This window comes from Streptomyces spiramyceticus (genome assembly GCF_028807635.1).
Taxonomy (GTDB): Bacteria; Actinomycetota; Actinomycetes; order Streptomycetales; family Streptomycetaceae; genus Streptomyces; species Streptomyces spiramyceticus.
On record NZ_JARBAX010000001.1, the window covers coordinates 1,206,985 to 1,219,002 of the forward strand.

8 protein-coding genes are annotated in these 12,018 nt (G+C 69.5%); 2 read left to right on the forward strand and 6 right to left on the reverse strand.

Translation table 11 applies throughout. The features are described from left to right. The first annotated feature begins 26 nt into the window (after nucleotides 1-26). Nucleotides 27-1,223, forward strand: coding sequence for an SLC13 family permease (locus tag PXH83_RS05410; protein WP_274557277.1), 1,197 nt, complete (start codon nucleotides 27-29; stop codon nucleotides 1,221-1,223). A gap of 34 nt (nucleotides 1,224-1,257) precedes the next feature. Here the strand turns inward: PXH83_RS05410 and PXH83_RS05415 are convergent, their stop codons facing one another. From PXH83_RS05415 to PXH83_RS05425, 3 genes are read right to left on the reverse strand one after another with little or no spacing between them, the layout of a single operon-like run. Next, nucleotides 1,258-2,106, reverse strand: coding sequence for an inositol monophosphatase family protein (locus PXH83_RS05415; RefSeq protein WP_274557279.1), 849 nt, complete (start codon nucleotides 2,104-2,106; stop codon nucleotides 1,258-1,260). Further along, the gene (locus PXH83_RS05420) at nucleotides 2,087-2,746 is read right to left on the reverse strand and encodes a hypothetical protein (RefSeq protein ID WP_274557281.1); all 660 of its coding nucleotides are present in this window, start codon (nucleotides 2,744-2,746) and stop codon (nucleotides 2,087-2,089) included. Before PXH83_RS05420 ends, PXH83_RS05415 begins: the two co-directional genes overlap by 20 nt. Nucleotides 2,747-2,767: 21 nt before the next feature. Then, nucleotides 2,768-3,718 carry a hypothetical protein gene (locus PXH83_RS05425; protein ID WP_274557284.1) on the reverse strand — a complete coding sequence of 317 codons (951 nt, stop codon included), beginning with the start codon at nucleotides 3,716-3,718 and terminating at the stop codon, nucleotides 2,768-2,770. Nucleotides 3,719-3,842: 124 nt separating this feature from the next. Between PXH83_RS05425 and PXH83_RS05430 the strand changes: the two genes are divergently transcribed. Beyond that, nucleotides 3,843-4,805 carry a hypothetical protein gene (locus tag PXH83_RS05430; RefSeq protein ID WP_274557286.1) on the forward strand — a complete coding sequence of 321 codons (963 nt, stop codon included), beginning with the start codon at nucleotides 3,843-3,845 and terminating at the stop codon, nucleotides 4,803-4,805. A 99-nt stretch (nucleotides 4,806-4,904) separates the two neighbouring features. Here PXH83_RS05430 and PXH83_RS05435 read toward each other — a convergent pair whose 3' ends face one another. From PXH83_RS05435 to PXH83_RS05445, 3 genes are all read right to left on the reverse strand, one after another. Further along, complete coding sequence (locus tag PXH83_RS05435) at nucleotides 4,905-6,365, reverse strand: glutamate synthase subunit beta (RefSeq protein ID WP_274557288.1); 1,461 nt, start codon at nucleotides 6,363-6,365, stop codon at nucleotides 4,905-4,907. Continuing rightward, nucleotides 6,358-10,917 (reverse strand): glutamate synthase large subunit, encoded by a 4,560-nt coding sequence (gltB, locus tag PXH83_RS05440; RefSeq protein WP_274557290.1) that lies wholly within the window; start codon nucleotides 10,915-10,917, stop codon nucleotides 6,358-6,360. The genes PXH83_RS05435 and gltB overlap by 8 nt, the downstream gene beginning before the upstream one ends. Before the next feature lie 292 nt (nucleotides 10,918-11,209). Then, complete coding sequence (locus PXH83_RS05445) at nucleotides 11,210-11,941, reverse strand: VIT1/CCC1 transporter family protein (RefSeq protein ID WP_274557291.1); 732 nt, start codon at nucleotides 11,939-11,941, stop codon at nucleotides 11,210-11,212. Nucleotides 11,942-12,018 lie beyond the last annotated feature (77 nt).

The window sequence follows — 12,018 nt, forward strand, 5'->3', positions numbered from 1 at the left end:
GACGACCATCGTAGGAGGTCTTTCCGGTGAGCGCTGGGGTGCGACAAGGCCTGCATCCGCTGGACTGGCTGGCCGCCGGACTGCTCGCCGCCGGCCTGCTCAGCGTTGCCACAGGTCTGCTGCCGACGGCTCCCGCCGGGGACGCGATGGAGCGCATCGGGCCTCTGCTGGTCTTCCTCGGTTCGGTCATCGTGCTCGCGGAGTTGACGGGCAAGGCCCAGGTCTTCGACGTCGTCGCCACCTGGGTGGCCCGTGCGGGGCGTGGAAACTACCTGTTGTTGTTCGGGCTCTGCGTGCTGTTCGCCTCCGTCACCACCATCACGCTGAACCTGGACACCACGGCGGTGCTGCTGACCCCGGTGATGCTGGCACTCGCCACGCGCGTCGGCATCGCCGCCGTACCGCTGGCGATGACCACGGTCTGGCTGGCGAACACGGCCAGCCTGCTGCTGCCCGTGTCGAACCTGACGAATCTGCTCGCGGCGGACCGGGTCGCGTTGTCGCCGGCCGAGATGGCCGTCACGATGTGGGCGCCTCAACTGGCGTCCATCGCCGTCACCATGGCGTGCCTGTGGGCGTTCTACTGGCGGCGCGGGCGCCGGGGCGAGGTCCGCTACACGCCGCCGCCGGCGCCGAAGACGGACGACCCGGTGCTGTTTCGCGTCTGCGCGCTGGCGTGTACGGGCTTCCTGCTGGCGATCCTGCTGGCCGACGTACCGCTGTGGTCGGCGTCCCTGACGGCCGCGCTGATCGTGGTGGTGGCCTTCGCGCTGCGGAGCAGGGCGGATCTGAGGCTGTCCCTGATGCCGTGGCGGCTGCTGGTGCTGGTGCCGGGGATGTTCCTGGTGGTGGAGACCGTCAACTCCAACGGGCTGCACGCCCTGCTGACGGCGGCGATCGGATCCGACAACGGCATCGTCGGCATGCTGCGCTCGGCCGGCGTCGGCGCGGGCGTGTCCAACGTCCTCAACAACCTGCCCGCCTACATGGCGGGCGAGGCGGCCGTACCGGAAGCCAACCACCAGCAGCTGCTGGCCCTGCTCATCGGCGTCAACGTGGGCCCGGTCGTCACGCCGTGGGCCTCGCTGGCGACGCTGCTGTGGTTCGAACGCTGCCGCTGGCACGGCACGAGTATCGACCTGGGCCGTTTCCTGGGCACCGGCCTGGTCCTCGCGGTGTCGGCCACGCTGGCCGCCACGACGACGCTGGCACTGGTCGCCTAGGCCGGTCGTCCAAGCCGCTGCCTGGGCCGGTTCCCTACGGCGTGCGCGGCAGCGTCTCCGCCACCTCCCGCAGTACGTACTCCAGCGCCGCGCCCTTCGCCGCGACAAAGCTGCGGCCTTCGTCGGGCCCCGTGAAGCCCGGCCGGAAGGGCTCCCCGGTCAGCGTGCGCAGCTCCACTCCCGCCTCGGCGGCGAGCAGCGCCCCGGCGGGGAGGTCCACGCCCTCCGCCCGGTAGCCGACGAACCCGTCGATCGTTCCGCGGGCCAGCATGCTCCAGCCCAACAGCGGTGCCCACAGCTGAAGTACGCGTCGGCAGCGCCGCTCCAGCGCCCCCCGCAGGGTCACCAGCCTCGTATCGGCGCGATCCACGGCGTGCCCCTGGGTCCAGGCCAGCACGGGCCCCGACTCCGGTACGCCGCCACCCGGCCCGGTCAACCGGCCCCTGGGGCCGTACGCGCCTTGCCCGGCGACGGCGTGCCAGGTGTGCCCGGTGACCGGTTCGTGCACGACCCCGACCACCGGTGTGTCACCGACGCAGAGCCCGATGCCGACGACGAACGACGCGAGGCCGATCGCGATGTTGTTGCTGCCGTCCAGCGGGTCGACCAGCCAGGTGCGGCTTCCGTCGGCGCCCAACAGCCCGGCTTCTTCGGAGAGGACGCGGTCGTACGGGAAGTGGTGCTGCAGCCGGGTGAGGACGATCTTCTCGGCGGCCAGGTCGAGATCCGTCACGACATCGCCGTTCTCGCCCTTTGTGCGCACCTGGAACACGTCGGGGAAGCGGCCCCGCAGCATGCCTCCCGCCTCTTCCGCCGCCGCGACGGCCACCTTCAGCTCGCGGGCGAAGGCCTCTCCGGCGGGGTCAGGCACGCTGTTCGGCATGGATCCTCCTGAGAGCCCGGCGGACGGTCCGCTCGGTCTGTCCGGTGTCGCACAGTTTGCGGGTGGTCCTGGCCGGGCGGCCGTCGAGCGGGCCGAGCGAGAGATCCACCCGTCCCGGCAGCGACAGCCCGAGCACCAGGGTGGCCGCGGGCCGTTCGGGCGCCACCACAGTGGCGTGGAACTCACCCGCTTCCAGGGTGTACGACTCCCCGCCGGAGCTGACGAGCTGCGGTCCCGGCTCGCTCCGCACGAGCCAGGACGTGGGACGGATCTCGTCGATCCCGTCCGGCCCACTGTGTACTTCGAAGACCCGGTGCGTCGGAGACGATCCCCCGTCGCGCACCCGTACCGGAAGGTTGGCAACCCGCCCGTACAGCACATGACTGCGCAGCTCCCAGCTGTGTGCGTGCATGGGCGCCGCGCCCGGCTCGGCACGGGTGCCGGGCTCGAAGAGGTGTACGCAGATGCCGCGCGGGCCCTCCCTCAGCAGCGGCAGGCACAGAAAGCCGAGCGGATGCCGCACGGCACGCAACTGCCGCTTGCCCGAGACGATTTCCTCCAGGGCGGCGGAAGCACTGACGCGGGGGGCGAGGGTTGCTCCACCCTCCGCGAGGGCCTGTTCGAGCTCGTCGTAGTCCATGGGGCCGCGCCTGTCGGCGCCTCACCTCCGGTAAGGGTCCTCCGCGTGCAGGGCCTTTTCGATGATCTCGCCGATGTCGCCGTCGGAGAAGACGCGAGGGAGCTGCAGCCTCAAGTCGTCGAAAAGCACACGTACTTCGTCGACGGTGGGCTCCAGTCCGAGCGGTGAGGCGACACGCAGGTCGAGCACAGTGGCCTGCTCCCTGCTCTGGTGCAACTCGGTTACGTAGTAGTCGTAGAGCGGCTGCCCCCGCTCGATCAGAAGGTTGACCCGGGACGTGTCGTCCTGGGTGACGATCAGGCATGATTCGGACAGGTCGAACCGCAGGGTCGGCACGGCGGACGACAGATGCACGCTCATTTCGAGCGTGGTCAGCTGCCGCTGGTACCAACAGGCGGCCAGCACCGTCGCGTACGACTCCTTGCGCACCCGGTCCGCCGTCCAGGCACCGGCCGTGCCGGCGCTTCTCTGCCCGGCGAACATCTGCCGGAAGCGGGCGTACGCGGCGCAGGCCCGCTCGTCCGCCGGGTTCACGATGTCGATCTTCACATTGAGCTGTGAGCGCTGCTCCTTGGCGGCGGCCACGCACTGCGGAAGCGTGACGGCCCGCAGATACGTGCCGGTGCCGCCCTTGAAGTACCAGAGGTTCGTACGCTGGCGGGCCTTGCGCAGGGCCTCGCCCACCTCGTTGCCCGACAGGGAACGCACCATGGCGAGGTCTTCGAGCGCGCGCCGGGTCCCCGCCATCGCCTCGTGAATGCTGGCGGGCTGACGTACCCGCTCCACGATCGACCCGAGCGCCAGCGCGCCGAGCACGACCAGGGTGGCCCCGGAGGCGACATCGTCGGTGATGACGTCGCCGAAGATGTCCAGAAAGCCGATCGTCAGGGCAACGGCCGCCGCGACGACCACATCCATGTTCTTCAGGACCCAGGCAATGGACCGTTCGAGACGGCCCACGCGCGCTGCCATATGCGTACCTCTCCCCCGTGGTGCTCCGATGGTAGGAGACACACCTGCGGACCCGCCAGGGCACTCGATGGCCAGTACCGTCAACTACCGATCATCTACGGCCAGTTGGTCCTAGACTCGGCGCATGAGAGTCGGACTGCGCTGGGCCTGGCAGAACATCGACGGAACCCTCTCGGTACTGCTCGCGGCAGCGGTCAGCGTGCTCGGAGTCACGGAAACCGTCTCCGACGGCATGCTGCAGAACGCCATCGCGCTCACCCTCGCCGTGCTCGCCTTCACCATGCTGCGCGACCGCTCGAAGGCGCAGCGGCAGACGGCGGCGCTGGAACAGCTGACCCGCATGGAACCCGAAATCGCCCGCATACGGGGCACCTTGGAGGAGCTTCCGGAGGTCACGATCCTGACGGGCCAGGAGATCACCCAGGCCCTTCGTGCGGCCAGGGACAACACCGACCGCTGGTACTTCAAGGGCTCCACGGCGACGTACGTCCGAGCCGTCACGCTCCCGGAATGCGTGGACAGCGCGCGCCGGGCGCAGCGCAAGCTGGATGTGGGGCTGGAGATCCTGGACCCGACGGACCTCGCGCTCTGCCAGCAGTACGCCGACCTGTTCCGCTCGCTGTCCACGGGACCGGACTCCGACCAGCATTCCTGGACGGCGGACGGCACGCGCAGGGAGCTGTACGCGACGATCCTGGCGGCCTGCTGGCATCTGCACCGCTACCGGCTGCTGGACATCCGTATCGGCCTGACTTCGTCGATCAGCACGTTCCGCTGGGAACTGTCGTCCAGCGTCCTGATCATCACCCAGCGGGGGCCGCAGTTCCCGGCGATGATGATGCGCCGCGGCCGGGCGCTCTACAACTCCTGGAGCACGGAGCTGGACCAGAGCCTCAACCAGGCCCGCGCGGTGCCGCTGCGCGAGGCCCGGCACCTGCCGTTGTCCGCCGTGCCCACGCCGGAGGAGGTCCGGACGCTGTTCCTGGCACTGGGGATGGCGCTCCCGGACACGTACACGGACGACGACCTGCGCGACCTGTCCCACAAGGCCGTCAGGGAACCGGACCCGTACCGCCAGCCGGCGTAGGCCGGACGTGCCGCGGCGCCTGCCGTCGTCCGGTCGGGGACAAGGCAGGCGCCGCGTTCTTCCGTACAACGCTGTACGGACGTTCTTTGGGTGCGTGCGTCAGACCGTCAGTGCACGGTCCGTCGGCTTCACCGGGGCCGGCAGTTCGCTGGCCCCCGTCAGGAAGCGGTCCACGCCGCGCGCCGCCGAGCGGCCCTCGGCGATCGCCCACACGATCAGCGACTGGCCGCGGCCCGCGTCGCCCGCGACGAAGACGCCGTCGACGTTCGTCGCGTACTCCGCGTCGCGCGCCACGTTGCCGCGCGCGTCGAGCTCCAGGCCGAACTGCTGGACCAGGCCGTTCTCCTGGTCCGTGCCCGTGAAGCCCATCGCCAGGGTGACCAGCTGAGCGGGGAGCCTGCGCTCGGTGCCCGGCTTCTGCTCAAGCTTGCCGTCCTTGAACTCCACCTCGACGAGGTGCAGGAACTGGACGTTGCCGTCCTCGTCGCCCTCGAAGTGGGTGGTGGAGACGGAGTAGACCCGCTCGCCGCCCTCCTCGTGCGCGGAGGTGACCTTGTACAGCATGGGGAAGGTCGGCCACGGCTGGTTGGCGTTACGGTCCTCGCCCGGCTTGGGCATGATCTCCAGCTGGGTGACGGAGGCCGCGCCCTGGCGGTGGGCGGTGCCCACGCAGTCCGCGCCCGTGTCGCCGCCGCCGATGACCACGACGTGCTTGCCCTCGGCGGTGATCGGGGAGACCGTCAGGTCGCCCTCCTGCACCTTGTTGGCGAGCGGCAGGTACTCCATCGCGAAGTGGATGCCGTTCAGGTCGCGGCCCGGGACGGGCAGGTCGCGGGAGACCGTCGCACCGGCGGCGATGACCACCGCGTCGTAACGACGCCGCAGCTTCGCGGCGTCGATGTCGCGGCCGATCTCCACCTCCGTACGGAACTTGGTGCCTTCCGCACGCATCTGCTCGATGCGCCGGTTGATGTGCACCTTCTCCATCTTGAACTCGGGGATGCCGTAGCGCAGCAGCCCGCCGATGCGGTCGGCGCGCTCGTACACCGCGACCGTGTGACCGGCCCGCGTCAGCTGCTGGGCCGCGGCGAGGCCGGCCGGGCCCGAGCCGATGACCGCGACGGTCTTGCCCGACAGACGCTCGGGCGGCTGCGGCGTGACGTCGCCGTTGCCCCACGCCTTGTCGATGATCGAGACCTCGACGTTCTTGATGGTGACGGCCGGCTGGTTGATGCCGAGCACGCACGCCGACTCGCACGGAGCCGGGCACAGCCGCCCGGTGAACTCCGGGAAGTTGTTCGTGGCGTGCAGCCGCTCGGACGCCGCCGCCCAGTCCTCGCGGTAGGCGTAGTCGTTCCACTCGGGGATGAGGTTCCCGAGCGGGCAGCCGTTGTGGCAGAACGGGATGCCGCAGTCCATGCAGCGCCCGGCCTGCTTGCTGATGATCGGCAGCAGGGAGCCGGGAACGTAGACCTCGTTCCAGTCCTTGACGCGCTCACCGGCGGGGCGGGTCTTGGCGACCTCGCGTCCGGTGGTCAGGAAGCCCTTGGGGTCAGCCATTGGTCGCCGCCTCCATCATCTTCTCGGTGGTCTCCTGCTCGGAGAGACCGGCGAGCTCAGCGGCGTCCTTGGCGGCGAGCACTGCCTTGTACGTGGACGGGATGATCTTGCTGAAGCGGGTCACCGCGGTGTCCCACTCGGCCAGCAGCTTTGCGGCGACCGTGGATCCGGTCTCCTCCTGGTGGCGGCGCACCACGTCGTGCAGCCACACCTTGTCGACGGGGTCGAGCTCCTCGACCGCACCGGCGTTGCCGGAGTTGACGTTGTCCGGGTCGAGGTCGATGACGTACGCGATGCCGCCGGACATGCCGGCCGCGAAGTTACGTCCGGTCTCGCCCAGGACGACCGCCTTGCCGCCGGTCATGTACTCGCAGCCGTGGTCGCCCACGCCCTCCGAGACGACCGTGGCACCGGAGTTGCGGACGCAGAAGCGCTCGCCCGTCCTGCCCCGCAGGAAGAGCTCGCCACCCGTCGCGCCGTAGGCGATGGTGTTGCCCGCGATCGTCGAGTACTCGGCGAGGTGGTCGGCGCCGCGGTCCGGGCGGACGATGACGCGGCCGCCCGAAAGGCCCTTGCCGACGTAGTCGTTGGCGTCGCCTTCGAGCCTGAGCGTCACACCGCGCGGGATGAAGGCGCCGAAGGACTGGCCCGCCGACCCGGTGAACGTGATGTCGATGGTGTCGTCGGGCAGGCCCGCACCGCCGAACTTCTTCGTCACCTCGTGGCCGAGCATGGTGCCGACGGTCCGGTTGATGTTGCGGATCGCGACCTGCGCGCGGACCGGCTCTGCGGCCTCCGCGCTGTCCGCGGCCAGGGCGTCGGCGGCGAGCTCGATCAGCTCGTTGTCGAGCGCCTTCTCCAGCGCGTGGTCCTGGACCGTGATCTGGTGGCGGACCGCGCCTTCCGGCAGCTCGGGGACGTAGAAGAGCGGCTCCAGGTCGAGGCCCTGCGCCTTCCAGTGGTCCACGGCCGCGTCGGTGTCGAGGAGTTCGGCATGGCCGACGGCCTCTTCGAGCGTACGGAAGCCGAGCTCGGCCAGCAGCTCGCGCACTTCCTCAGCGATGAACTGGAAGAAGTTGACGATGTACTCGGCCTTGCCGGAGAACCGGTCGCGCAGGACCGGGTTCTGCGTGGCGATGCCGACCGGGCACGTGTCGAGGTGGCAGACGCGCATCATGACGCAGCCGGAGACGACGAGCGGCGCGGTCGCGAAACCGAACTCCTCGGCGCCGAGCAGCGCGGCGATGATGACGTCGCGGCCGGTCTTCAGCTGGCCGTCGGTCTGGACGACGATGCGGTCGCGCAGGCCGTTGAGCAGCAGGGTCTGCTGGGTTTCGGCGAGGCCGAGCTCCCAGGGACCGCCCGCGTGCTTCAGCGACGTCAGCGGGGAAGCGCCCGTTCCGCCGTCGTGGCCGGAGATCAGGACGACATCGGCGTGCGCCTTGGACACACCCGCGGCGACCGTACCGACGCCGACCTCCGACACCAGCTTCACGTGGATACGCGCGGCCGGGTTGGCGTTCTTGAGGTCGTGGATCAGCTGAGCCAGGTCCTCGATGGAGTAGATGTCGTGGTGCGGCGGCGGCGAGATGAGCCCCACACCAGGCGTGGAGTGCCGGGTCTTCGCGACCCAGGGGTAGACCTTGTGACCGGGCAGCTGGCCGCCCTCACCCGGCTTCGCACCCTGAGCCATCTTGATCTGGATGTCGTCAGCGTTGACGAGGTACTCACTCGTCACGCCGAAACGCCCCGAGGCGACCTGCTTGATGCTGGAGCGCCGCGCCGGGTCGTACAGCCGCTCGGCGTCTTCGCCGCCCTCACCGGTGTTGGACTTGCCGCCCAGCTGGTTCATGGCGATGGCGAGGGTCTCGTGCGCCTCCTGGGAGATGGAGCCGTACGACATGGCGCCGGTGGAGAAGCGCTTGACGATCTCGGAGACGGGCTCGACCTCATCGATCGAAATGGCCTCGCGACCGCTATTGAACCCGAAGAGCCCACGCAGCGTCATCAGCCGCTCGGACTGCTCGTTCACGCGGTCCGTGTACTGCTTGAAGATGTCGTACCGGCGGTTGCGAGTGGCGTGCTGGAGGCGGAAGACCGTCTCCGGGTCGAACAGGTGCGGCTCGCCCTCGCGCCGCCACTGGTACTCGCCGCCGATCTCCAGCGCGCGGTGCGTGGCGGCGATGCCGGAGGCCGGGTAGGCCTTGGCGTGCCGGGCGGCGACCTCCTTGGCCACCACATCCAGACCGGCGCCGCCGATCTTGGTCGCCGTGCCGTTGAAGTACTTCTCGACGAAGGCCTCGTCCAGACCGACGGCCTCGAAGACCTGCGCGCCCCGGTAGGAGGCGACGGTCGAGATGCCCATCTTCGACATGACCTTGAGGACGCCCTTGCCGAGGGCGTAGATCAGGTTGCGGATGGCCTGCTCGGGCTCGGCGCCCTCGATGAACGTGCCCGCGCGGACCAGGTCCTCGACGGACTCCATCGCCAGATACGGGTTGACGGCGGCCGCACCGAAACCGATGAGCAGCGCGACATGGTGCACCTCGCGCACATCGCCGGCCTCGACGAGCAGCCCCACCTGGGTGCGCTGCTTCGTACGGATCAGGTGGTGGTGCACGGCGGAGGTGAGGAGCAGCGACGGGATCGGCGCGTGCTCGGCGTCCGAGTGCCGGTCGGAGAGCACGATCAGGCGGGCACCGGCCTCGATGGCGGCGTCGGCCTCGGCGCAGATCTCCTCGATACGGGCGGCCAGCGCGTCGGCGCCACCGCTGACGCGGTAGAGACCGGCGAGGGTGGCGGCCGTCAGGCCCGGCATGTCGCCGTCGGCGTTGATGTGTATGAGCTTGGCCAGCTCGTCGTTGTCGATCACCGGGAAGGGCAGCGCGACATTGCGGCAGGTCGCCGCGGTCGGCTCCAGGATGTTGCCCTGCGGGCCGAGCGAGGAACGCAGCGAGGTGACGAGCTCCTCGCGGATGGCGTCCAGCGGCGGGTTGGTGACCTGCGCGAAGAGCTGGGTGAAGTAGTCGAAGAGCAGCCGGGGCCGCTCGGAGAGGGCCGCGATCGGCGAGTCCGTACCCATGGAACCGAGCGGCTCACCGCCGGTGCGGGCCATCGGGGCGAGGATGACGCGGAGCTCTTCCTCGGTGTAGCCGAAGGTCTGCTGGCGGCGGGTGACGGAGGCGTGCGTGTGCACGATGTGCTCGCGCTCGGGCAGGTCCTCAAGCTCGATCTCGCCGGCTTCCAGCCACTCCTTGTAGGGCTTCTCGGCGGCGAGCCCGGCCTTGATCTCGTCGTCCTCGATGATGCGGTGCTCGGCGGTGTCGACGAGGAACATCTTGCCGGGCTGAAGGCGGCCCTTGCGGACGACCTTCGCGGGGTCGATGTCGAGGACACCGACCTCGGAGGACAGCACGACGAGCCCGTCGTCCGTCACCCAGTAGCGACCGGGACGCAGACCGTTGCGGTCGAGTACGGCGCCGACCTGGGTGCCGTCGGTAAAGGTGACACAGGCCGGGCCGTCCCAGGGCTCCATCATCGTGGCGTGGTACTGGTAGAAGGCGCGGCGGGCCGGGTCCATGGAGTCGTGGTTCTCCCACGCCTCGGGGACCATCATCAGCACGGCGTGCGGCAGCGAGCGCCCGCCGAGGTGCAGCAGTTCGAGCACCTCGTCGAAGGACGCGGAGTCGGAGGCGTCGGGCGTACAGACGGGGAAGATCCGCTCCAGCTTCTCCGCACCGAAGAGGTCCGACGCGAGCTGGGACTCGCGGGCCTTCATCCAGTTGCGGTTGCCCTTGACCGTGTTGATCTCGCCGTTGTGCGCGACGAAGCGGTACGGGTGGGCGAGCGGCCAGCTCGGGAAGGTGTTCGTCGAGAAACGCGAGTGGACGAGCGCGACGGTCGTGGCGCAGCGGCGGTCCGACAGGTCGGGGAAGAACGGCTCCAGCTGCCCGGTGGTCAGCATGCCCTTGTAGACGATCGTCCGGGCGGAGAGCGAGGGGAAGTACACCCCGGCCTCACGCTCGGCGCGCTTGCGCAGCACGAACGCCTTGCGGTCCAAGGCCAGGCCCGTGTTCGTGCCGTCCTCCACAAAGATCTGGGAGAAGGCCGGCATCGTGGCGCGTGCGCCGTTGCCGAGCAGGGAGGGCGTGACGGGGACCTCGCGCCATCCGAGGACGTTCAGTCCTTCCTCGGCGGCGATCGTCTCGATCTGCGCGACGGCCTGTGCGGAGCCGTCGGCAGGGAGGAAGGCGATGCCGACGGCGTACGCCCCGGCCTCGGGGAGGTCGAACTCGGTGACCTCGCGCAGGAAGGCGTCGGGCACCTGGAGCAGGATTCCGGCGCCGTCGCCGGAGTCGGGCTCGGAACCGGTGGCACCGCGGTGTTCGAGGTTGCGCAGCACGGTCAGCGCCTGCTCGACCAGCTCATGGCTGGCCACACCGGTAAGGGTGGCCACAAAGCCGACGCCACAGGCGTCGTGCTCATTACGGGGGTCGTACATCCCCTGCTGGGCGGGGCGACCGTCCATGGGCGACCAGGCGTCGGAACGCATCGGCACTCCCGTCGTCGTCGTGGCATAAAGAACTACCGAGGGACGACGTTGGCCCTCCGCGAAATTTCGTGCAGGTTACATGATGGCTGGCTTCTCGCGAGGTGGATAGCTCATTCCAGCATGCGGACACCGCTCATAGCGGTGAAGGTGGGGCAAGGTGGACAGACCGACATCCGTCCGGTCGTCACAGAAGCAGGCTTCATTGCCTGCGGTGTTGTGGGCTCTTTCCCGGCCGTTAAGGAATCAAAACCACCGGGTAACAGACTAGTTATGTGGAGCCCTGCATAGGGTCTCACCCTACGGCGGTTCCGAACAGTGCTCCAAGGGCGTAAGTCACACCGGCGGCGGCGCCGCCGAGCGCCAGCTGCCGCAGTCCGCTGAACCACCAGGACCGCGCCGTCACCTTAGCGACGAGCGCCCCGCAGGCAAAGAGCCCGACCAGCGCGAGCAGCACGGCCGGCCACAGGGAGGCGGCCCCGAGAAGATACGGCAGTACGGGCAGCAGGGCGCCCAGCGCGAACGCCCCGAACGACGATACGGCGGCGACCAGCGGCGAGGGAAGGTCGCTCGGGTCGATGCCGAGCTCCTCGCGGGCGTGTATCTCCAGCGCCTGCTCCGGGTCCTTCGACAGCTGCGTCGCGACCTCGCGCGCCAGCGCCGGTTCGACGCCCCGCGACCGGTAGAGCGCGGCCAGCTCCTCCAGCTCGTCCTTGGGGTGCTTGCGCAACTCGCGCCGCTCGACGTCCAGTTCGGCCTCGACGAGCTCGCGCTGCGAGGCCACGGAGGTGTACTCACCGGCCGCCATGGAGAAGGCACCGGCGGCGAGACCCGCGAGGCCCGTGATGACGATCGTCTGCTGCGACACGGCCCCGCCCGCGACGCCGGTCATCAGGGCCAGGTTGGAGACCAGGCCGTCCATCGCCCCGAACACCGCCGGGCGCAGCCAGCCGCCGTTCACGTCGCGGTGCGTGTGATTGTCGCGGTGCGCCTCGTGGAGCGTTGCCTCGGTCTCGATGATGGCCATGCTGTCCGGTTCCCCTCTCGCCGGAGCCGGTCCCTGTACGGGCCCCGGCTCCCCCCTCTCAACGTCTCCGAAAATAC